Here is a 21,656-nt window from a genome sequence, read left to right on the forward strand (position 1 = left end):
CGGTCCTACCGTCCCTTCAGGACTGACAGGAGCATCTCGCGGCTGTCCGCCGGGCTGAGCGCCACGCTTCGGAGATGCTCCATGATCTTGGTGCAGGTACGCGTCTCGCCGGCGCGGTCGAGGATCATCTGACCGGCGACGGTCTCCACCGACGCGATGATCGGGTCCTCCGGATCGGCGAACTCGAGGATGTGCAGGGAACCCCGGGTGCCCCGGTGGTAGCCGGCGGAGAGCGGGATCACCTGGACGCTGATGTTCGGCAACTCGGCCATCTTGACCAGGTGCCGTAGTTGCCCGTTCATCACCGACTGGTCACCGACCGGCCGTAGCAGCGCGCCCTCGTCGATGATCGCGTCGAGGATGGGCGGCTGTTCGGCGGTGAGCCGCTGTTGTCGGTCGAGCCTGATCTTGACCCGCTGCTCCACCAGGTCGTCGCCGAGCGTGTGCGGCCCGCCGCGCATCACGCCACGGATGTAGTCAGCGGTCTGCAACAGGCCGGGCACCACCGAGGGCTCGAAGTTGGCGATGGCGGTCGCCTCGGCCTCCAGCGCGATGAAGTCGATGGTGCGCGGATCCAGCAGGTAGGAGTACGACACCCACCAGCCGGGCTTGCGGGCGTCCTTGGCGAGCTGCACCGCCGCAGCCACCTCCTCGGCACTCACCCCGTACGACGTGAGCAGGGCGCGCACGGTGGCGGGGCTGATCAGGGTCTGGGCGTTCTCGTACCGGGAGAGGGTGCTGCGGGTGCTGTTGATCTCATCCGCCGCGGTCTCCAGCGTCAGCCCGGCGGCTTCCCGGTGGTGGCGCAGGGCGATGCCGAGCCGGCGGGCACGGGCGGTCTTCGGAGCCATGCATCGATGGTCGCACACATTTGCGGGAACGTCTGCATGAGAGAACGTCGATGAGAGTTGCATTCACGGCTGTACACGTGTCAATCTGTTATGGCGTCCTCACCGCCGGTTGTCGTGGCGACGGTGGTGGTGAGCGACCGGAGGGGATGGGGCGCGCGGCGATCGGGTTTCTCCCCCGTACCCGATCGTCGCGTGCCGCCCCTCCACACCGGCCTGCCGGAAGGAGACGACGTGCGAACCCGCCCGGAGCCCCCCGCCTTACCCTCGGGCGGCGTGCGATGACCCGCTTCCTCGTGGTGCTCACCGACGTGCGTCCCGTCGAGGGCGTCAACCGCAACGAGCGGGTCGCGCCGGAACGGCGCCGGCAGGTCGTCGGCGCCAGCAGCCGGGAGGCCGCCGACCGCATCGCCGGAGCGTTCATGGCGCTGGGCATGGTCCGGGCCGGTCGGCAGCGGGTGAAGGTCATAGCGGTCGGCCGCCGGCACTCCCGGGACTGAGCAGGCCCAGGTCGACTGGTCCGCGACCCCGCTACCGCCCGATCACGCACCGTATACCCTCTCCTGACCGATTGCCGTGTCGTGCCGTGGCTCGCCGGGTATCGCCTCGCCCTGTCGCCACGCACAGTAAGGTCAACCGGGTGAGCGCCACCGGCGAGCACGACCAGCCGCAGTCGCGTACGAAGAGGTGACCGGAGTGACCACCCCAGGCAAGACCCGCGTGGCGATCGTCTTCGGCGGCCGCAGCCCGGAGCACGGCATCTCCTGCGTCAGCGCCGGCAGCGTGTTCGGCGCCCTCGACCCGGACGAGTTCGAGGTGGTGCCGGTGGGCATCACCCGGGCCGGCCAGTGGGTGCTGACCAACGGAGACCCCGCCCAGCTCGCGATCAACGCCCGTCAGCTGCCGGAGATCACCGCCGACTCCGGCGACGACATCGTGCTGCGCGCCGACCCCACCGGCAACGGCCTGATGGTGCTCGACCCGACCGAGGGCCCCCGGGTGCTGGCCGACGTGGACGTGGTCTTCCCGGTGCTGCACGGCACCTACGGCGAGGACGGCACCATCCAGGGAATGCTGGAGATGGCCGGCATCCCCTACGTCGGGGCGAACGTGTTCGCCTCCGCGGCCGCCATGGACAAGGAGTTCACCAAGAAGCTCTGCGCCGTCGAGGGCATTCCGGTCGGCACGTACGCAGTGCTGCGCAACGGGATGACGCTCAGCGAGCAGGACAAGGAACGGCTCGGCCTGCCGGTCTTCGTCAAGCCGTCCCGGGCCGGGTCGTCGTTCGGCGTCAGCAAGGTCACCGACTGGGCCGAGCTGGACGCGGCCGTCGCCGCCGCCCGGCAGTTCGACCCGAAGGTCATCATCGAGGCCGCGATCGTCGGCCGCGAGATCGAGTGCGGTGTGCTGGAGGGCGAGGCCGGTGGCGCGCCCGAGGCGTCCGTGCTGGCCGAGGTGCGGGTCGTCGCCGACCACGACTTCTACGACTTCGAGGCCAAGTACCTCGACGACTCCTGCGAGTACGACATTCCGGCCAACCTGCCGGAGAAGGTGACCCGCCAGGTGCAGGAGTACGCGGTCCGGGCGTTCACCGCGCTGGACTGCGCCGGTCTGGCCCGGGCCGACTTCTTCGTCACCCCCGAGCTGGACGTCTACCTCAACGAGATCAACACGATGCCCGGGTTCACCCCGACGTCGATGTTCCCGCGGATGTGGGCGGCCTCCGGCCTGGAGTACCCGAAGCTGGTCAACCGGCTGATCCGTACCGCCCAGCGCCGCGGCGTCGGCCTGCACTGAGCCGTCCGGCCCCGCCCGCGCAGGTCAGCCGGCGCGGGCGGAGCCGGTTCGACGTCAGCGCTGGCAGCCGGACGGGATGGCGCCGCCGGAGGGCACGCTCGCCACGATCGTGCTGGAGATCGTCGGCAACCACTGCAGCGGCTGCTCGTAGGAGCGCGGAACGCGCACGGTGATCAGCGTCTCCCGGTCGACAGTGGAGAGGACCGCCGCGTCGGCCTGCTCGGCCAGGTGCCAGCAGACCCGGTTGACCGTCCAGACCTCGTCGGTGCTGGGGAAATTCGGCTCGGTGCCGCCGCAGGCCACGGTGAGCGCGGGGTCGCCGTACGCGGCGTTCTGCTCAGGGCCGGCGGTGACCAGCCGCTGGGCCAGGTCGCGGATGCTCGCCGGAAGCTGGGAGAGCAGGGCCCGGCAGACAGTGGCCGGGCGGGCGGCCAGCGCCGGGGCGGCCATCTCCACCGGGGTGGTGGACTGCACCCGGGCGGTGGTCGCGGAGGGTGTCGGCGCGGCGGCCGGCGCGTCCGGGCTGAGCTTGCTGAAGGCCAGCACGGCCACCAGCAGCGTGATCGGCAGCGCGATCAACGTGGCCAGCAGGGCCGCGCCACGCATGGTCCGATCGCGGCCGGCCGGCGCGGCGGCGGCGGGATCGGTCGACTCGCGGTTACCGTCAGCCGGCTCGGGCGTCCCGTCGGCCGCGTCGCGCGCCCCGTCGTCGTCCAGAGCCGAGGAGGAGGTCGTCATCTCGTCCACTTACAGCCGCACCACCGAACACGTGAGGGTGCGGGTGATGCCGGGCACCATCTGCACCTTGCTGACGATGAGTTTGCCGAGTTCGTCGACGGTGTTCGCCTCGGTGAGGACGACCACGTCGTACGGCCCGGTGACGGCGTCGACGCGCACCACGCCGGGGATGTCCGCGATGAGACCCGCCACGTCACGTGCGCGGCCGACCTCGGTCTGGATGAGGATGTACGCCTGTACCACGACTCGACCTCCGTCCGTCGCCGCCCGGGAGCGGCCCGAAGGGTGAAACTACCTTACGGACCAGGTCTGATCCCTATCGGTCGTCAAGGAGCAGCGGTGAGCGAGCGCGGCGGAGCCGGGCAGCACGGGCGGAACGCCCGCGGCGGCGTCGGCGTGTCCGGGATCGGGGAGTTCGGGCTGATCGGGAGGATCACCGCCCGGCTGTCGTACGGGCCGACGACGCTGCTCGGCCCGGGCGACGACGCGGCGGTGGTGGCCGCGCCGGACGGCCGGGTGGCGGCCTCCACCGACGTGCTGGTCGACGGGCGGCACTTCCGGCGGGACTGGTCCTCGGCCCGCGACGTCGGGCACCGGGCGGCAGCCGCCAACCTGGCGGACATCGCGGCGATGGGTGCCACGCCGACCGCCCTGCTGGTCGCGCTCTGCATGCCGGCGGACCTGGACACCGCCTGGGCGGAGGAGTTGGCCGACGGGCTCTCCGCGGAGGCGGCGACAGTCGGCGCGAGCGTCGTCGGCGGGGACATGTCGGCCAGCCCCACCCTGACCGTCGCTGTCACCGCGCTGGGCGACCTGGCCGGCCGCCCGCCGGTGCTGCGCTCGGGCGCCCGCCCCGGGGACGTGCTCGCGCTGGCCGGGCGCACCGGGTACGCGGCAGCCGGGCTGACCGTGCTGACCCGGGGCTTCCGTACGCCCCGGCTGCTGGTCGAGGCGTACCGGCGGCCGCAGGTGCCCTACCAGGCCGGCCCTCAGGCCGCCCAGCTCGGCGCCACCTCCATGATCGACGTGTCGGACGGGCTCCTCGCCGACCTCGGGCACGTCTCGGCGGCCAGCGGGGTCGCGATCGACGTACGCCGCGACGGGTTCGAGGTGCCCCGGCAGATGGCCGACGCGGCGCAGGCACTCGGCGTCGACCCGTACACCTGGATCCTGGCCGGTGGCGACGACCACGCGCTGGCCGCGACCTTCCCCCCGGCGGTGGCGCTGCCGCCGGACTGGCTGCCGATCGGCCTGGTCACCGACGGTGCCGGCGTGACTGTCGACGGCGTCGCCTACGACGGCCCGGCCGGCTGGGACCACTTCCGGTGAGGTCCGCGCGCCGTCGTACCCTGGACACCGTGAGTGAGATCGAGATCCGGGCGGCGCGGTTCGACGCGCCGGTGGCGCAGCACCTGATCCAGGCCGCACTGGCCGACCTTGGTGCCCGATACGGCGGCACCGGCGACGACACCCCGGTGGACGCGGCCGAGTTCGAGCCGCCCAATGGCGCCTTCCTGGTGGCCTACCTGGCCGGCGAGCCGGTCGGCTGCGGTGGCTGGCGCAGCCACGGCGCGGACACGGCGGAGCTGAAGCGGATGTACACAGCTCCGGCGGCGCGGGGGCGGGGCGTGGCCCGCGCGGTGCTGGCTGCCGTCGAGCGCTCCGCGCGCGAACAGGGCCGCAAGCGAGTGGTCCTGGAATGCGGCGACAAGCAGCCCGAGGCGATCGCCATGTATGGCTCCGCCGGGTACGAGCGAATCCCGAACTTCGGCTTCTACAAGGACGCGGAGGGCTGCGTCTCCTTCGGCCGCACCCTCTGACCTGCGCGCCGGGTCCCGGCGGGCCTGGCGGGGCCGCTGTGCGGCGCCTGCCCCGGTGACACGACAGAGCCGGCGGACCCTCGGGGTCCGCCGGCTGAGCCGAACGAGAAGGTGGGTGCTACCGCGTCAGGCGCGGGTGACCTTGCCGGCCTTGATGCACGAGGTGCAGACCTGCAACTTCTTGGTGTTGCCGCCACCGGCCGGGGTACGCACCGACTGGATGTTCGGGTTCCAGCGGCGGTTGGTCCGCCGGTGCGAGTGGGACACGTTGTGGCCGAAGCCCGGTCCCTTGCCACAGACGTCGCACACGCTAGCCACGGGATACTCCTGGGATTGATACGTTCATGAGGTCGCCGGCAGGTGCTGCCCGGGCAACCTGGTCAGGTTACCCGATGAGTCGCCGACCCGGCCAACCGGCCCGGTCCGGCGCTCGCCCGTGCTCCGGCTCACACCTGGTCGTGGGCCCGTCCGCCCTGCGGTGGGCCGGCCCGGCGGCAAGGGTACCGGAGGCACTCGTCCCCGCTGCGGCCAGCGCCGGCCCGGGCCGGCGAGGACACGCCGGACGAGTCCGACGGGTGTCGGTGCGCGCCAGTAGGCTTCTGCCCGTGCTGGACACCCTCGACGCCGCCGCGGTCCGCCGCTGGTGCGCGAGCGGGCTGGCCGCACTGAAGCGCCACCAGGGCGAGATCGACGAACTCAACGTCTACCCGGTGCCCGACGGCGACACCGGCACCAACCTGGTGCTCACCCTCACCTCGGCGCAGCAGGCCCTCGCCATGGATCTGGACACTCTCCCCGACAGCGGGCCGACCGCGCACGGGCACGCGCTGCGGCTGATGGCCCAGGGCGCGCTGCTCGGCGCACGGGGCAACTCCGGGGTGATCCTCTCGCAGATCCTGCGTGGTTTCGCCGACCAGGTCGCCGGGGTGCCGGCGGTGCGTGGCCGGGAGTTGGCTGCCGCGCTGCGTTCCGGCACCACCGCCGCGTACACAGCGGTCTCCCGGCCGGTCGAGGGCACAGTGCTCACAGTGGCCGCGGCCGCCGCCGCCGCGGCCGAGGGCGCCGACAGCGACGACCTGCCGGCGGTGGCCGGCGTCGCGGCCCGGGCGGCGGCCGAGGCGCTCGCCCGCACCCCGGAACAGCTGCCCGCGCTGGCCCGCGCCGGCGTGGTCGACGCCGGTGGCCGAGGGCTCTGTGTGCTGCTCGACGCCCTGGTCGAGGTGCTCACCGGGGAGCGCACGGCCCAGCCCGCGCCGGCGCCGCGCTCCGCCCGGCCGGCGGCCACCGTCGCCCGCGAGAGCGGTTCGGATGAATACGCGTACGAGGTGCAGTTCCTGCTCGACGCCCGAGCCGAGGCGGTCACCGGGTTGCGGCGCGCGCTCGACGCCCTGGGAGACTCGCTGGTCGTCGTCGGCGACGGGCGTGAGCCGGAAGGCACCTGGAACGTGCACGTGCACGTCAACGACGTGGGTGCGGCGGTCGAGGCCGGTGTCGCCGCCGGCCGCCCGTACCGGATCTCGGTAACCCGTTTCGCCGACCAGTCGGAGTCATCCTCCGGCCCGGTGGTGGCCGGCCGGGCCGCTGTGGTGGTGGCCACCGGCGGCGGCATCGCCGACCTGTTCGCCGCGGAGGGCGCCACCGTCGTGCCGGGCAACCCGTCCACCGGCGAGTTGCTGGATGCCGTCCGCAGCACCGGCGCGGCCCGGGTGGTGGTGCTGCCCAACGACGCCAACACCGAGGCGGTGGCGAGTGCGGCCGCCCGCGAGGCCCATCGGTACGGCATCAAGGTGAGCGTGGTGCCGACCCGCTCGCCGGTGCAGGCCCTCGCGGCCCTCGCGGTCCGCGACGGTGACCGCCGTTTCGAGGACGACGTCATCGCGATGGCCGAGGCGGCCGGCGCCTGCCGTTACGCCGAGGTCTGTCATGCCAGCCGGGAGGCGCTGACAGTGGCCGGCCCGTGCCGTCCCGGTGACGTGCTGGCGCTGGTGGAGGGGGAGGTGCACCTGATCGGCACCGACCTCACCGACACCTGCGCGGCAGTGGTCGACCGGATGCTCGGTGGTGGCGGCGAGATGGTCACCCTGCTGGCCGGGGTGGACGCCCCCGCCGGGCTCACCGATGCCGTCCGCGCGCACGTCGCGCGGCGCTGGCCGTTCGTCGAGGTGCACGCGTACCCGGGCGGCCAGCCGTTTTATCCGCTCCTGGTAGGGATCGAATGAGCGAACCAGCCACCGTGGACACTCCGCTGAAGAAGCTGGTCGGGGACAAGACAGCCAAGGCGCTGGCCTCGCACCTCGACCTGCACACCGCGGGGGACCTGGTCTACCACTTTCCACGTCGCTACGACGAGCGTGGTGAACACACCGACATCCGCTCACTGGACGTCGGTGAACAGGTCACCGTGCTGGCCCAGGTGCAGCGCACCGCGGTGCGCCCGATGCGTCAGCGGCGAGGCAACCTGCTGGAGGTGACCGTCGGCGACGGCTCCGGCGGGGTCCTGACGTTGACCTTCTTCGGTAATCAGGCGTGGCGCGAGCGCGAGCTGCGCCCCGGCCGGTGGGGCCTGTTCGCCGGCAAGGTCACCGAGTTCCGGGGCAAACGGCAGCTCAACGGCCCGGAGTACGTCCTGCTCGGCGAGGGTGGCGATGGCGAGGCGGCGGTCAGCGACGACATCGAGGAGTTCGCCGGGGCGCTGATCCCGGTCTACCCGGCCGCCGCGGCCGTGCCGACCTGGGTGATCGCGCGCTGCGTGCGCGTCGTACTGGACACGTTCACCCCGCCGGACGATCCACTGCCGAGCGCCGTGCGGGCCAGCCGCAAGCTGGTCGGGCTGGGCGCCGCGCTGACCGAGATCCACCGGCCGTCCAGCAAGGAGGCGCTGCACCAGGCGCGGCGGCGCCTCAAGTGGGACGAGGCCTTCGCCGTCCAGGTGACCCTGGTGCAGCGCAAGCACCGGGCGGCCGACTGGCCGGCCCGGCCCCGCCCGGCGCGCCCGGGTGGGCTGCTGGAAGCGTTCGACGCCCGTCTCCCGTACGAGCTGACCGCCGGTCAGCGTGAGGTGGGTGTGGAGATCGCGGCGGACCTGGCCGCCCCGCACCCCATGCACCGCCTGTTGCAGGGCGAGGTGGGCTCGGGCAAGACGGTGGTGGCGCTGCGGGCGATGCTCCAGGTGGTCGACGCGGGTGGGCAGGCCGCACTGCTGGCGCCCACCGAGGTGCTGGCCTCCCAGCACCACCGCGGCATGCTCGACCTGCTCGGGCCGCTCGGGCGGGCCGGTGAGCTGGGCTCCGCCGAGCACGCCACACGGGTCGAGCTGGTCACCGGCTCGCTGGGCGCGGCGGCCCGTCGCCGGGCGCTCGGCGAGGTGGCCAGCGGTGCCGCCGGCATCGTGCTCGGCACCCACGCCCTGCTCTACGAGGGGGTCGACTTCGCCGACCTCGGCCTGGTCGTGGTCGACGAGCAGCACCGCTTCGGCGTGGAGCAGCGCGACGCCCTGCGGGCCAAGGCCGACCAGCCGCCGCACGTGCTGGTGATGACGGCCACCCCGATCCCGCGCACGGTGGCGATGACCGTCTACGGCGACCTGGAGGTCTCCACGCTCTCCCAACTGCCCCGGGGGCGGTCGCCGATCGCCTCGCACGTGGTGCCGGCCGCCGACAAGCCGGCCTATCTGGACCGGGCCTGGCGCCGGCTGCGCGAGGAGGTGACCGCCGGCCACCAGGCGTACGTGGTGTGCCCGCGCATCGGTGACGGGCCGACCAGCGACGAGGAACCGCCACCCGAGGACGACAACGGGCGGCGGCCGCCGCTGGCGGTGACCGAGGTGGCTCCGCTGCTGGCCGAGGGCCCGCTGCACGGCCTGCGGATCGGGGTGCTGCACGGTCGCCTGCCGGCCGACGAGAAGGACGCGGTGATGCGTTCCTTCGCGGCCGGTGACCTGGACGTGCTGGTGGCGACGACAGTGATCGAGGTCGGCGTGGACGTGCCGAACGCCACGGTGATGATCGTGCTGGACGCCGACCGGTTCGGCGTCTCCCAGCTCCACCAGCTGCGGGGCAGGGTCGGCCGGGGTGCCGCCGCCGGGCTCTGCCTGTTGGTCAGCGAGGCGGCCGAGGGTTCGTCGGCGCGGGAACGGCTGGACGCGGTGGCATCCACTGGCGACGGTTTCAAGCTCGCCGAGCTGGATCTGGAGCAGCGCCGCGAGGGCGACGTGCTGGGTGCCACCCAGTCCGGGCACCGCTCGCACCTGCGGTTGCTGTCCCTGCGGCGCGACGCCGACCTGATCCGCGATGCCCGCGCCGAGGCGATCACCCTGATCGAGGACGACCCGGAGCTGGCCCGCAGCCCGGCGCTGGCCGCCTCGGTGGCCGCACTTGTGGACGAGGACCGGGCGGAGTACCTGGAGAAGGGCTGACTCCGCGCCGGGCTGCCCCGGCTGATGATCGACTCGGCTTTCATGAAACCGGGGTGTCCCGCCGACGGGGATACCCCGGTTTCAGTGATGTCGAGTCGATCACGCAGGCCACTACGTGGCTGAGGGCGCGCCGACCGGGTGGTCGACGCGCCCTCAGGTGTCAGAGCGGGTTGGTTCAGGCGGTGAAGCGAACCCGACGTCGACGGGCCACCACGAACAGGGCGGCACCGGCAGCGAGCAGCACGACGGCGCCGGCGATGATGCCGCCGGTGGCGGCACCGGTCAGCGGCAGAGTCGGCTCATCCTTGTCGCCGCCACCCTGACCCGGGGTGCAGTCGGCCGGCTTCTCCCAGGCGATCGGGCTGGTGTCGTCGAGACCCTCGGCGGTCGGGGTCACGGTCAGACCCTCCTGGGCCGGGAAGGTGACGGTGCCGCTCTTGCCCGGCTCGACCGTCAGCGTCTGGGCCTTGCCCTTGTTCGGGGTGAAGGTGATGGTGATCGTCTTGCCGTCGGCCGGGTTGGCGATGTCGAAGATCAGTTCGGTGCAGGTCGACTTGTAGCTGCCGGCCGGCTCGCCCGGCTCGACGCAGTTCTCGGCGGCGGCGGGCGTGCCCTCGAAGAGCGGCTTGTCCACGCCGTCGGCGACGACCTTGATGGCGGTGGCGTTCTTGGCCGGCACCTTCACCGACTCGTTCTCGCCGACCTTGACGGTGACGGTCTTGGTGAAGCCGTCGGCACCGGTGATGGTGAACTTCGCCGGGGCGGTGGCGTCCTTGCCGTTCTCGAGCTTCACCAGGACGTCGCCGTCACAGTCGGCGGCCACACTGGCGGTCGGCTTGGGGGTCGCCGGCACCGGGGGCTGCTCCTTGGCGCAGGTGCCGCTGAACTCGATCGCCGCCGAGCGGAGCTCCTTGTCCAGGAACTCGTTGTCCCACATGGCCCGCACCGACAGGGTGGCCTTGGTGGTCTTCGCGTCCAGGCGCTGCTTGGCGATCACCGGCTCGCTGACGGAGTGCGGGTACTCCTTGCCCTCGCTCACCGCGATCCCGTCGATGGTGGCGTCGCTGGCGACGTCACCGACATACGTTTTCGCCGAGACCTCGTCGAACTTGTAGTTCTTGACGTCGCCCGGGGCGAAGCTCTGGACGGTCCAGGTGGCCACCCACTCGCCGGTGGCGGTGTCACATGCGGCCTTGACCTGGATCTCGCTGTGGTGGGCGCTGGCGGGTGCGGCGAACGTCATGACGCCGGCGAGGCCGATCAACGCGCCCGCGGCGATGGCCGCGACGCGCCGGAACGGAGACTTGGGAGGGTTCACGCCTGCTCCTGGTGAGGGGGTACGGATCGCGTGGCGGGAGGCCGGGAGACATCGTGACCGGGGAGTCACCTGCTCACCGGGGCGTCGCGCGACGCGGTGGTGTTCCCGCGGCTAAAGCGGGGACAGGGGGTGACTGTACTGATGGGTGGTTAATGAGGGGAGTTCAGATCATTGCCATCTGGCAATGTAGTCGATTCGTGATCCTTGATATACCGAAGGTGTCGGTCCGATCACTGGGGACGGTCCGCCCGTCGGGCCTCCACGGTGGATACCGAGCCGTCGGGGCTGCTCAGGTGCTCCGCGTCGCCGCCGCCGGCCAGCTCCCCGGATCCGCGCCGCGCTGACCGGATCCGCACCGCATCGCGTAGCGTCGCGGGCATGAGCAGGAGGAAACGGTGACCCGGATCGTGGCCGGGACCCTCGGTGGCCGGCGCATCGCCGCGCCGCCCGGCGCCGGCACCCGACCCACCTCGGACCGGGTCCGGGAGGCGCTGTTCAGTGCCGTCCAGGCCGAGGTCGATCTCGATGGCGCCCGCTTCGCCGACCTGTACGCCGGCTCCGGCGCGGTCGGCCTGGAGGCGCTCTCCCGGGGTGCCCGGCACGTGTTACTGGTCGAGTCCGACTCGCGGGCGGCCCGGGTGATCCGGGAGAACGTGGCGGCCCTCCGTGCCGGTCCGGCGGCCCGTCTGGTCACCGGCAAGGTGGCGACGGTGCTGGCCGCCGGACCGGACGGCGAGCCGTACGACGTGGTCTTCGCCGATCCGCCGTACGCGGTGCCGGACGAGGAGATCACCGCACTGTTGGCCGCGCTGGTCGACGGCGGCTGGCTGGCGCCGGACGCGTTGGTGGTGGTGGAGCGGTCTCGTCGCACCAGGGAGTTCGACTGGGTGGACGGGATCACCCCCGAGCGCAGCCGCCGTTACGGCGAGACCACCCTTTGGTACGGTCGCCGATCATGAGACGTGCGGTGTGCCCCGGTTCGTTTGACCCGGTCACCAACGGACACCTCGACATCATCGGGCGGGCCAGTCGGCTCTTCGATGAGGTGATCGTCGGTGTGCTGGTGAATCAGTCGAAGAGTGGCCTGTTCACCGTCGAGGAGCGCATCGAGATGCTCCGCGAGGTGACCTCGTCGTACGGCAACGTGCGGGTCGAGTCGTTCCGAGGGCTGCTGGTGGACTTCTGCCGGGCTCAGCAGGCCAGTGTGCTGATCAAGGGCCTGCGGGCGGTCAGCGACTTCGACTACGAGTTGCAGATGGCCCAGATGAACATCGGTCTGGCCGGCGTCGAGACGCTCTTCATGCCGACCAACCCGCTCTACTCGTTCCTCTCGTCGAGCCTGGTCAAGGACGTGGCCAAGTGGGGTGGCGACATCTCCGCCCACGTCCCCGACCCGGTCCGCGAAGCCCTCCAGGCCCGCCTGGGCCCCCGCCGCTAAACGGCCTCCGTCTCCTCGCTCACCCTCTTTCACCCACGCGATCTTGCACTTATGGTGCCTGAATTGCCCCTTCAGGGATGGTTTGGCGCGACGGAAAGTGCAAGATCGGCGCGGTGGGAGCCGGGGGTGACTATGTCGCGACTCGCCGGGTTGGGGTGAGTGGGGCGGCGGTGGGGCGGGCACGACATGATTGGTGGCGCGGGGAACGGCCGTAGCCCGCATCATGGAGGTCGGCCGACGAACGACAGGAGTGAGGTAGCCGGTGGACCCGCTCGATCGCATCGACGAACTGATCGCCATCCTGGAGCAGGCGCGCTCCGTCCCGATGTCGCGCAACAACTGCATGGTCGACCGGGGTGAGATGATCGCTGCCCTCGATGAGATGCGTGCCGATCTCCCCGCCGACCTGCGTCGCGCCGCCGCGCTCCTGGAGGAGCGCGACAAGATCATGGAAGCCGGCAAGCGCGAGGCGGACCGGATCATCAGCGAAGGTGAGGCAGAACACGCCCGCCTGGTCTCGGTGAACGAGATCACCGTGTCGGCCGAGCACGAGGGTGCCCGGATCATCGGTGAGGCCCGCGCCGAGGCGCAGCGCCTGCGTGAGGAGGTCGACGACTACGTCGACACCGCGCTGGCCAACTTCGAGCAGTTCCTCACCCGGGCGCTGGCCTCGATAGAGCGCGGCCGGGACAAGATGCACGCGCTGCGGGAGATCGGCACCTTCGCTGGGGATGAGGCGGAACGCCCGCTACCCTTCTGAGCGGCACCTCACCAGCCGACTTCTCAGGCGGGCGTCGCCCCCGGTTCGACGGTCCGGCGGTCGCCCAGGTAACCTTTTTTGTCGGCCTCTCACCGGCCGGAGTCTAACTATGCCCAAGCACTCGCCATCGACACTCAACCCCAGGTCGCCGCTGGTCCTCGACACGAGGGACCTGCCGCGTCGCCCTGGCGCGTTGCGTGAGGTCCAGCGGGTCGTGCCGGCACCGGCGGACCTCGGTGTGGAGTTGATCGGCGTGCCGGAGGGCGCGGACCTCGACCTCGATCTGAGGTTGCAGTCGGTGTCCGAGGGCGTGCTCGTCTCCGGGACCATCACCGGTCCCGTCCGGGGCGAGTGCGGCCGTTGCCTGCGCGAGATCAACGACTCGATGGGCGTGACGATCCAGGAGCTGTACGCGTACGAGGACAGCACCACGGACGCCACGACCGACGAGGACGAGGTGGGCCGGATGCAGGGCGATCTGATCGACCTGGAGCCGGCGCTGCGGGACGCGTTGGTGCTCACGCTGCCGACCAACCCGCTCTGCCGGGAGGACTGCCCAGGACTGTGCCCCGAATGCGGGGCGCACTGGGACGATCTGCCGGCCGACCACAGTCACCAGCAGATCGACCCGCGTTGGGCGGGCCTGTCGCAACTGACCGTTACAGAGGAGTAAGAACCGTGGCCGTCCCGAAGCGCAAGATGTCGCGCAGCAACACCCGGTCCCGCCGGGCGAACTGGAAGGCGACAGTGGTCGCGACCGTTGCGTGCCCGCAGTGCAAGTCCCCGAAGCTGCCGCACGCCGCCTGCTCCGTCTGCGGCACCTACAACGGCCGCCAGGTTCTCGAGGTCTGACCTGGACGCCGAGTGACGCCCCCGACCCCAGGTCGGGCGGCGCGCGCATCCTGGCATTCGCCCGGTGCTCCGGCTCCCTCCGACGCCGGCCGGCCCAATCCGGCCGGCGTTCCGGTGGAGCCGGGCGCCGCGCGGATCGCCGTTGACCTCCTCGGCGGGGACGACGCTCCCGCCGTCGTGGTTGACGGCGCTCTGCGGGCCATGCGCGCCGACCCTGACCTGCATCTGCTTCTCGTCGGTCCGACCGAGGTCGCCGACGAGCTGATTGCTGCCCTCGATCCGGCGCAACGCGCCCGGATCACGGTGCGGCCAGTCCGCGATGTCGTCGGCATGGCCGACCATCCCAGCGCCGCCCGCTCCGAGAGCACCGTCCGGGCCGCGGTCACCGCCGTCCGGGACGGGACCGCCGACGCCCTGGTCTCCGCCGGCGCCACCGGCGCCACAGTCACCGCTGCCGTGCTCGGCCTCGGCCGCTCGCCGGAGATCCGCCAACCCGCGCTGGCCGCCACCCTGCCCGCCGTCGCGGGTCCTGTCGTATTGCTCGACGTCGGCGGCTCCCTGGAACCCCGCCCGGCCACCCTCGCCCGCCACGCCGTGCTCGGCGCCGCGTACGCCGCCGTGGCCCACTCGATCGCCGCGCCACGGGTCGGGCTGCTCTCGGTCGGCACCGAGGCCGGCAAGGGCGACCGGGTCCGCCGCGCCACCGATCCCCTGCTCGCCGTCGAACCGCTGCCCGGCGGGGCGCGCTACATCGGCCTGGTCGAGGGGTACGACGTGGCCCTCGGCGCGCGCGCCGATGTGGTCGTCACCGACGGCTTCACCGGTAACGTGCTGCTCAAGGCCATTGAGGGCGCGTACGCGATGGCCGGCGGCCCACCCGCCCAGGGCGGCGCGCCCCGCGCGGCGGCCCTGCTGGGCGTCGCGGGGACGGTGGTCGTGTGTCACGGGTCCGCCCGCGCCGACGACGTCGCCTCCGGCATAGCTCTCGCCGCCCACCTGTGGCGGCGGCGCGCCACCGATCTGGTCTCCGCGTTGCTCGACCGCGACGCCGCGACGGATCGCACCGACCGCTCCACCGACACCGAGGTACGCACATGAGCAACGACAAGCGGCGGCGGGCGTCCGTCGGTCACCTGGAAGCCGCCTTCGGAGTGAGCCTGGAACCCGAGCTGCTCCAGCGCGCGTTGACCCACCGGTCGTACGCGTACGAGAACGGCGGGCTGCCGACCAACGAGCGGCTGGAGTTCCTCGGCGACTCGGTGCTCGGCGTGGTGATCACCACGGCGCTCTTCCACAACCACCCGGATCTGCCCGAGGGGCAGTTGGCCAAGTTGCGGGCCAGCGTGGTCAACATGCGGGCGCTCGCCGACGTGGCCCGCGGTCTGGGCCCGGACGGGCTCGGCGCGTACCTGCTGCTCGGCAAGGGTGAGGAGACGACCGGTGGCCGGGACAAGGCGAGCATCCTCGCCGACACGCTGGAAGCGCTGCTCGGCGCGATCTACCTCCAGTACGGGCTGGACACCACGGGGATCGTCATTCACCGGCTCTTCGACCCGTTGATGGCCGAGTCGGCCGGTCGCGGGGCCGCACTGGACTGGAAGACCAGCCTCCAGGAGCTGACGGCGGCGCTCGGGCTCGGCGTCCCGGAGTACCGGATCGAGGGCACCGGCCCGGATCACCTCAAGACGTTCACCGCCTGGGTGGTGGTGGCCGGCAACCGGTACGGCGGCGCCGAGGGGCGCAGCAAGAAGGAGGCCGAGCAGCGGGCCGCCGAGGCCGCCTGGCGGACGCTCGCCGAGCAGAACGGTCAGAACGGCGACGACGGCCAGGGTGGTCGGGCCGGCGACGATCGCCAGGACCAGCCGATCGGTCAGGACGACTCGGCCGACCGGGACGAGCCGTTCGGGCCGCTGGAGCGCGCCGAGCGGGCGGCTCAGGCCGAGCAGGCCGATCACCTGGCGCAGGCGCTGCCGGCCGGGGGCGCCGACGGCCACGAGACGGGTCGGCCCCGTGCCTGAGTTGCCCGAGGTGGAGACCGTCCGGCAGGGAGTGGCCCAGTGGGTCGTCGGCCGTCGGATCGCCTCCGTCGAGGTTCGTCATCCGCGTGCGGTCCGCCGGCACGCTCCGGGCGACGTGCACTTCGCCGACGTGCTCGCCGGCCGGACGGTGCTGGACGCCCGTCGTCGCGGCAAGTACCTGTGGCTGCCACTGGACAGCGGTGACGCGATCGTCGGGCACCTCGGTATGTCGGGTCAGCTGCTGCTCCAGCCACCCGGCACGACCGACGAGACCCACCTGCGGGTCCGGTTCCGGTTCAGCGACGACGGCCCGGAGCTGCGCTTCGTCGACCAACGCACGTTCGGTGGGCTCTCGGTGAGCGAGGGCGGCGCCGAGCTGCCCGACGAGATCGCGCACATCGCCCGTGACCCGATGGACCCGGAGTTCTCCGACAAGGCGTTCGTCGCGGCGCTGCGCCGCCGGCACACCGAGGTGAAGCGGGCACTGCTCGACCAGACCCTGATCTCCGGGGTGGGCAACATCTACGCCGACGAGGCGCTCTGGCGCGCCAAGCTGCACGGCGGCCGACCCACCGACGCGCTGACCGGCCCGGCCGCGCAGCGCCTGCTCGGCCACGTCCGCGACGTGCTGGCCGAGGCGATCAGCGAGGGCGGCACCAGCTTCGACGCCCTCTACGTGAACGTCAACGGCGAGAGTGGCTACTTCGACCGGGCGCTCAACGCCTACGGCCGCGAGGGCGAGCCGTGCGGGCGGTGCGGCGCGCCGATCCGCCGCGAGGCGTTCATGAACCGGTCCTCGTACAGCTGCCCGCACTGTCAGCCGCGGCCCCGGGGTTCCCTTCGGGGATGACCCGGAGCCGGCTCGGGGCGATGCCGGCGGGTCGCGGCGGGTTGCTCCGGGATAGGCCCCGGTGTACGTCCGGATCGCGGGCCGACGCCGGACGACAGCACCCCCGCTCCCGGTCCGGTGGTTCCAGGGTGGGCCCGGGTCGATCCCCGATGTGACCGCCTCGTCACGCACCTAGCGTCAGCACAGTTGACAGGGGGTTGACGTGACAGGGGGACCCGAGATGGGCAGAAGACCGGTGACGGTGCGGCTGGCGCGGTGGAGCGCCGAGCACCCGTGGCGGGCGATCGCACTGTGGGCCGTGTTCGTGGCGGTGTGCTTCGTCGGCGGCAGCGCCGCCGGACTCAACGAGGCCACCAGCGGCGACCAGGCGATCGGCGAGGCGGGGCGGGCCAGCCTGATCGTGGACGCCGGTGACTTTGACGACCCGGCCGTGGACAACGTCCTCATCACCTCCCGGGGTGGCGCGTTGGACCCGACGGCGGCGAAGGCGGCGGCCGACGACGCGGCGGCCCGGCTGCGTACTGTCGCCGGGGTGGCCGGGGTGGGCCAGCCGGTCACCGCGGGGGACGGCTCGGCACTGCTGCTGCCGATCACCATGGCGGGTGACCCGGAGACGGCCTCGGAGCGGGTGCAGCCGTTGCGCGACGCCACCGCCACCGTGCAGGCCGCGTACCCCGGGCTGCGCGTCGAGCAGGTCGGCGGGCCGTCGATCGGTCAGGCCCTTGACGACACCCTGGGCAAGGACTTCAAGCGGGCCGAGCTGCTCAGTCTGCCGGTCACCCTGGCGATCCTGATCATCGCGTTCGGTGCGCTGATCGCGGCGAGCGTGCCGGTGCTGCTGGCACTCTCCTCGGTCGCCGCCGCGATGGGTCTGTCCACTCTGGCCTCGCACCTGGTGCCGGCCACCGACACCACGGCACCGGTGATCCTGCTGATCGGCATGGCGGTCGGCGTGGACTACTCGCTGTTCTACATCCGTCGCGAGCGGGAGGAGCGCGCCAAGGGTCGGTCCGGTCTGGACGCTGTGGAGATCGCCGCGGAGACCTCCGGGCACGCCGTGGTGGTCTCGGGCTTCGCCGTGATCATCTCGATGGCCGGGCTGCTGCTCGCCGGCGACGTGGTCTTCTCGTCCCTCGCCATCGGCTCGATCCTCGTCGTGGCCGTCGCGGTGACCGGTTCACTGACCGTCCTGCCCGCCCTGCTGGCCCGGCTCGGCCGTTGGGTGGACCGGCCCCGGGTGCCGCTGCTCTGGCGACTGACCGCGCCGCGTACCGGCCGGCACGGCGAGCCCCGCGCGCCCCGGCTGTGGCCGGCGGTGCTCCGGCCCGCGCTGCGCGCGCCGGTGGCGACGCTTGTCATCTCGGTCGGGCTGCTGCTCGCGCTGGCCGCGCCGGCGCTCGGCATGAAGCTGAAGTTCCCCGGCATGGAGGACCTGCCCCGCACGACTCCGGCGATGCAGGCGTACGACCGGCTCACCGCCGCCTTCCCGAGCGCCGGCACCAATCACGTGGTGGCCGTCCGGGCGCCCGCCGACCAGGCCGATCGGGTACGCGCCGCCCTCACCGGTCTCTCCACCCGGGCGGCCGGCGATCCGCTGTTCGCCCCGGCCGAGGCGGACGGCCCGAAGATCGAGGTGTCGGCCGACCGGCGGGTCTCGGTGCTAGACGTTCCCACCCCGTACGCCAGTCGGGACGACCGGTCGGTGCAGTCGTTGGAGAAGCTGCGCGGGGACCTGGTCCCGGCCGAGCTGCGCGGCATTCCCGGCATCGAGTACGCGGTGGGCGGGAGCGTGGCCGACAGCGAGGACTACGCCCAGCACGTCCGGGACAAGTTGCCGCTGGTCATGGGCTTCGTGCTGGTGCTGACCTTCCTGGTCATGACGTTCACCTTCCGGTCGGTGGTGATCGCGGCAAGCTCGATCGCGCTGAACCTGCTCTCCGCCGGTGCCGCGTACGGCCTGCTGGTGCTGATCTTCCAGGGTGAGTGGGCGCAGGGACTGCTCGGCTTCACGTCGATGGGCGCGATCGTGTCCTGGCTGCCGCTGTTCCTGTTCGTGGTGCTCTTCGGCCTCTCGATGGACTACCACGTGTTCGTGGTCAGTCGGATCCGCGAGGGAGTCCGGTCCGGCCTGCCCAACCGTGACGCCGTGTCGTACGGGATCACCTCGTCGGCCGGAGTGGTGACCAGCGCGGCCATCGTGATGGTCGGGGTCTTCTCGATCTTCGCCACGCTGAGCACTATCGACATGAAGCAGCTCGGTATCGGTCTGGCCGCGGCGATCCTGCTGGACGCCACGATCATCCGGGGAGTGGTGCTGCCGGCGTTGATGACCATGCTCGGCGACGCCAACTGGTGGGCCCCGCGCTTCCTGCGCCCCCGCCCGGCATCCGCGCCCACCGACCCGCCCGCCCCCGCCCCGGAACTGGTTCCGGTGCCCTGACCGCCACCCCCACGCCCCGCGACCCCTCGCCCCGCCTGCCCCGCCCCGCCCTCCTTGCCCCGCCGATCTTGCAGATTCTGGCGCGACAAAGCTGATCAAATCCGGCAATTCAGCGACCGAAAGTGCAAGATCGCGGGGCGGGGCGGGGCGGGGTTAGGGGAGGGGGCAGGGTTCTCGGGACGCGTCCAACGTGCGGTCCTTTCGGATCGACGCGAAGCCGTAGCCGACTGTGGTGACACAGAAGTCGTCCGTCGAGCCGGTGTACTCGACATGGAAGACCGGCTTGCCGGCGTCGCTGAACGGCAGCAGCTTGGCGCACTGGGCGAGCCGGACGCACTCCTCGTTGACCGCGAAGTCGAAGTCCGGGGCCAGCGCGGCGAGTTGCGGCACGTCGTTGACCAGCCCGGGGGAGAGGCTCAGCGAGCGGGCCAGCTCGGCCAGCCGGCGGTTGAACAGCAGTTGGTCGTCGAAGTCGAGCGCAAAGGCGGTGCGTGCCGCGTACCCGTCGGCGTCGAAGAGCGCCACCGCGCCGAAGCCCTTGCCCCGGCAGAGCCGGAACCGGTCGGCCAGCACCGGCCGGAGCGCGTCCCAACTCCGGACGTCCAGCCACCGGCTGTCGGGGCGACGCCCGGCCGCACCCCGAACGACCTCCGGAAAACGGCTGGCGTCCGGGTCGTCGGAGCGGACCGATCCCACGTTCACCTGGCAGATCAACCGGCGGTCCCGGGAGCGCAGTTCGGCGGTCTGTGCGGCGGTGGTGGCCACCGGGTCGAGCAGGAAGACATCGGCGTCCACCGCCGGGTCGAGCGGGCCGCTGAGTTGCCACTGCCACTGCCAGTGCCGGGCCTGTTCCGCCGGCCACGCGGTGGGCGCGCCGGGCGGGGTCAGCGCGGGCCGGCACCCGTACGCCGGCACCACCAGCACGACAGCGACGCTGGCGGACAGGACGCGGCGCAGTGGGCGTACGGCGACGCGTCGCCGCGGCCGGATCCGCATCGGCAGCTCCCGGGTCCCGGACGGCCGGTCGCCGCCCGCACCGGTACGCGGCCCCCACGCTCCGGCCCGACGTACCTCACCAGGTCAACGAGCGCGGGGGCGGGAACGACGCGCGGTCAGCGCGGCGCCGCGAAGACCTGCGTCCAGTACGGTCCGTTGCTGTCGGCGATGCCGACGCCGATCTCGGTGAACGCGCAGTTCAGGATGTTGGCCCGGTGGCCGGAGCTGTTCATCCAGGCGTCCATCACCGCGGCCGGGTTCTTCTGGTTCCAGGCCACGTTCTCGCCGTACGTGCGCCAGGTGTAGCCGACCCGGTCCAGCCGGGTGCCGGCGTTGCTGCCGTCGCTGCCGGTGTGCGACATGTTCTGGTTGTCGGCCTGGTCCTGGCTGTGCCGCTGGGCGGCCGTCATCAGCTTGTCATCGATGCTCAGCGCCTTGCAGCCGGCCTTGGCGCGCTCGGCGTTGACCAGGTCCACCACCTCGCGGGCCTGGGCGCTGACGGAGCCGCTGGAGCCGTTGGAACCAGTGGAGCTGCCGGTGTTGCTCGGCGCGGTGCTGCGCTCGACGCTGCGGCGCGACGCGGCGGTGCTCCGCGACGTCGCCGGTGTGGGCTTGACGACCTTGGTCGGCGACGGGCTCGCAGACGCCGGGCTGGGGATGGTGGACGGGGAGGGTGCGGCGAGGGTGTCCAGCGCCGGCTCTCCGGTCGGCGCGGCCGACGTGGCGAAGGAGTCGTCGACGGCCGTCGGCTGCGCGGCTCCGTCGTCACCGCCGGGCAGGGTGAGTGCGCCGACGCCGAAGCTCACCACGAGGGTGGCGGCCGCGGCGGCGCCGCCGATCATCAGCGGCCGGCGCCAGCGGCGTGGGGAGCGGTGCCGGCCCTCGCCGGGCCGTCCGGTCTCGGCGGCGCCGCGCCAGCCGTCGGTGGTCTCCGGGTCGGTGTCGGTGTGCCAGCCGCCGGGCGCCTCGGCGCGCCGGCCGCCGGTGGTGTCCTGGGCCGGGTGGCTGTCGCCCCAGTCGCCGGTCCCGCCCTCCGGCTGGTAGGCATCCCAGGCGGCGGTGTGGGCGTCGGACGCCTCGGCGGGGATCGCCGGGTCCGGTTGCCGGCCGCCGGGGGGCTGCTCTCGGTGCCACTCGTCGCCCGGCTGACCGGGCTCGTCGCCGAAGAGGTAGGCCGAGCGGGGCTCCGGGCGGTCGTGCAGCCAGGCCGGCTCGTCGGTCGGCCCCTCGGCGCGCCGGGGTGCGCCGTTCGGGTCCATCGGATCGGTCCAGCCGTACACGCCTATGCCTCCAGGGGTTGGTTGCGGGCCGGGGTGACGCTACGGCGCGCCTACGACCTGCGGCAACGTGGCTAAGAAAGAGTTAAG

Annotated in this window: 22 protein-coding genes; 15 read left to right on the forward strand and 7 right to left on the reverse strand. The window is 72.3% G+C overall.

What is annotated here, in order from left to right; genetic code table 11:
- Positions 1–5: 5 nt before the first annotated feature.
- Positions 6–851: a helix-turn-helix domain-containing protein gene (locus ACLJOK_RS22810; protein ID WP_410820694.1), complete on the reverse strand. Its 846-nt coding sequence runs from the start codon at positions 849–851 to the stop codon at positions 6–8.
- Positions 852–1,129: 278 nt separating this feature from the next.
- On the opposite strand from ACLJOK_RS22810, the gene ACLJOK_RS22815 reads away from it, so the two are divergent.
- Together ACLJOK_RS22815 and ACLJOK_RS22820 are read left to right on the forward strand one after the other, a co-directional pair.
- A complete protein-coding gene (locus ACLJOK_RS22815; protein WP_030335309.1) occupies positions 1,130–1,348 on the forward strand; it encodes a hypothetical protein in 219 nt (72 codons plus the stop codon).
- A 196-nt stretch (positions 1,349–1,544) separates the two neighbouring features.
- Positions 1,545–2,645: a D-alanine--D-alanine ligase family protein gene (locus ACLJOK_RS22820; RefSeq protein ID WP_410820695.1), complete on the forward strand. Its 1,101-nt coding sequence runs from the start codon at positions 1,545–1,547 to the stop codon at positions 2,643–2,645.
- 54 nt (positions 2,646–2,699) lie between these two features.
- On the opposite strand, the gene ACLJOK_RS22825 is transcribed toward ACLJOK_RS22820, so the two are convergent.
- Both ACLJOK_RS22825 and ACLJOK_RS22830 read right to left on the reverse strand, forming a co-directional pair.
- Entirely contained in the window at positions 2,700–3,383 is a 684-nt protein-coding gene (locus ACLJOK_RS22825) for a DUF3515 family protein (RefSeq protein WP_410820696.1), read from the reverse strand.
- A gap of 9 nt (positions 3,384–3,392) precedes the next feature.
- Positions 3,393–3,626, reverse strand: coding sequence for an Lrp/AsnC ligand binding domain-containing protein (locus ACLJOK_RS22830; protein WP_030487446.1), 234 nt, complete (start codon positions 3,624–3,626; stop codon positions 3,393–3,395).
- A 96-nt stretch (positions 3,627–3,722) separates the two neighbouring features.
- Between ACLJOK_RS22830 and ACLJOK_RS22835 the strand changes: the two genes are divergently transcribed.
- On the forward strand, positions 3,723–4,712 hold the full coding sequence (locus tag ACLJOK_RS22835) for a thiamine-phosphate kinase (protein ID WP_410820697.1): 990 nt from the start codon (positions 3,723–3,725) through the stop codon (positions 4,710–4,712).
- Positions 4,713–4,741: 29 nt separating this feature from the next.
- Positions 4,742–5,203, forward strand: coding sequence for a GNAT family N-acetyltransferase (locus ACLJOK_RS22840; RefSeq protein WP_410820698.1), 462 nt, complete (start codon positions 4,742–4,744; stop codon positions 5,201–5,203).
- 126 nt (positions 5,204–5,329) lie between these two features.
- On the opposite strand, the gene rpmB is transcribed toward ACLJOK_RS22840, so the two are convergent.
- Positions 5,330–5,521 carry a 50S ribosomal protein L28 gene (rpmB, locus tag ACLJOK_RS22845; protein WP_007456456.1) on the reverse strand — a complete coding sequence of 64 codons (192 nt, stop codon included), beginning with the start codon at positions 5,519–5,521 and terminating at the stop codon, positions 5,330–5,332.
- Between the two features lie 287 nt (positions 5,522–5,808).
- Here rpmB and ACLJOK_RS22850 point away from each other — a divergent pair, with 287 nt between their 5' ends.
- Positions 5,809–7,422: a DAK2 domain-containing protein gene (locus ACLJOK_RS22850; RefSeq protein WP_410820699.1), complete on the forward strand. Its 1,614-nt coding sequence runs from the start codon at positions 5,809–5,811 to the stop codon at positions 7,420–7,422.
- On the forward strand, positions 7,419–9,617 hold the full coding sequence (recG, locus tag ACLJOK_RS22855; RefSeq protein WP_410820700.1) for an ATP-dependent DNA helicase RecG: 2,199 nt from the start codon (positions 7,419–7,421) through the stop codon (positions 9,615–9,617). Before ACLJOK_RS22850 ends, recG begins: the two co-directional genes overlap by 4 nt.
- A gap of 175 nt (positions 9,618–9,792) precedes the next feature.
- On the opposite strand, the gene ACLJOK_RS22860 is transcribed toward recG, so the two are convergent.
- On the reverse strand, positions 9,793–10,935 hold the full coding sequence (locus tag ACLJOK_RS22860) for an LPXTG cell wall anchor domain-containing protein (RefSeq protein WP_410820701.1): 1,143 nt from the start codon (positions 10,933–10,935) through the stop codon (positions 9,793–9,795).
- A gap of 395 nt (positions 10,936–11,330) precedes the next feature.
- Here ACLJOK_RS22860 and rsmD point away from each other — a divergent pair, with 395 nt between their 5' ends.
- The 9 genes from rsmD (at position 11,331) to ACLJOK_RS22905 (ending at position 19,293) form a co-directional block, all read left to right on the forward strand.
- Positions 11,331–11,894, forward strand: coding sequence for a 16S rRNA (guanine(966)-N(2))-methyltransferase RsmD (gene rsmD, locus ACLJOK_RS22865; RefSeq protein WP_410820702.1), 564 nt, complete (start codon positions 11,331–11,333; stop codon positions 11,892–11,894).
- Positions 11,891–12,373 (forward strand): pantetheine-phosphate adenylyltransferase, encoded by a 483-nt coding sequence (gene coaD / locus ACLJOK_RS22870; RefSeq protein ID WP_030335289.1) that lies wholly within the window; start codon positions 11,891–11,893, stop codon positions 12,371–12,373. Before rsmD ends, coaD begins: the two co-directional genes overlap by 4 nt.
- 262 nt (positions 12,374–12,635) lie before the next feature.
- Positions 12,636–13,133, forward strand: coding sequence for a hypothetical protein (locus ACLJOK_RS22875; protein WP_030335287.1), 498 nt, complete (start codon positions 12,636–12,638; stop codon positions 13,131–13,133).
- 109 nt (positions 13,134–13,242) lie between these two features.
- Positions 13,243–13,806, forward strand: coding sequence for a YceD family protein (locus ACLJOK_RS22880; RefSeq protein WP_110562455.1), 564 nt, complete (start codon positions 13,243–13,245; stop codon positions 13,804–13,806).
- A gap of 5 nt (positions 13,807–13,811) precedes the next feature.
- Entirely contained in the window at positions 13,812–13,985 is a 174-nt protein-coding gene (gene rpmF, locus ACLJOK_RS22885) for a 50S ribosomal protein L32 (RefSeq protein WP_030335284.1), read from the forward strand.
- 114 nt (positions 13,986–14,099) lie between these two features.
- On the forward strand, positions 14,100–15,083 hold the full coding sequence (locus ACLJOK_RS22890) for a phosphate acyltransferase (protein WP_238681234.1): 984 nt from the start codon (positions 14,100–14,102) through the stop codon (positions 15,081–15,083).
- Entirely contained in the window at positions 15,080–16,003 is a 924-nt protein-coding gene (rnc, locus tag ACLJOK_RS22895; protein ID WP_410820703.1) for a ribonuclease III, read from the forward strand. The genes ACLJOK_RS22890 and rnc overlap by 4 nt, the downstream gene beginning before the upstream one ends.
- The gene (gene mutM / locus ACLJOK_RS22900; protein WP_410820704.1) at positions 15,996–16,853 is read left to right on the forward strand and encodes a bifunctional DNA-formamidopyrimidine glycosylase/DNA-(apurinic or apyrimidinic site) lyase; all 858 of its coding nucleotides are present in this window, start codon (positions 15,996–15,998) and stop codon (positions 16,851–16,853) included. The genes rnc and mutM overlap by 8 nt, the downstream gene beginning before the upstream one ends.
- A gap of 220 nt (positions 16,854–17,073) precedes the next feature.
- A complete protein-coding gene (locus ACLJOK_RS22905) occupies positions 17,074–19,293 on the forward strand; it encodes an MMPL family transporter (RefSeq protein ID WP_410820705.1) in 2,220 nt (739 codons plus the stop codon).
- 153 nt (positions 19,294–19,446) lie between these two features.
- Here the strand turns inward: ACLJOK_RS22905 and ACLJOK_RS22910 are convergent, their stop codons facing one another.
- Positions 19,447–20,289, reverse strand: coding sequence for an endo alpha-1,4 polygalactosaminidase (locus ACLJOK_RS22910; protein ID WP_410820706.1), 843 nt, complete (start codon positions 20,287–20,289; stop codon positions 19,447–19,449).
- Between the two features lie 116 nt (positions 20,290–20,405).
- Positions 20,406–21,569, reverse strand: a complete 1,164-nt coding sequence (locus ACLJOK_RS22915; RefSeq protein WP_410820707.1) for a CAP domain-containing protein — start codon at positions 21,567–21,569, stop codon at positions 20,406–20,408.
- Between the last annotated feature and the right edge of the window lie 87 nt (positions 21,570–21,656).

The organism is Micromonospora sp. 050-3, assembly GCF_046549335.1.
Lineage (GTDB): Bacteria > Actinomycetota > Actinomycetes > Mycobacteriales > Micromonosporaceae > Micromonospora > Micromonospora trifolii.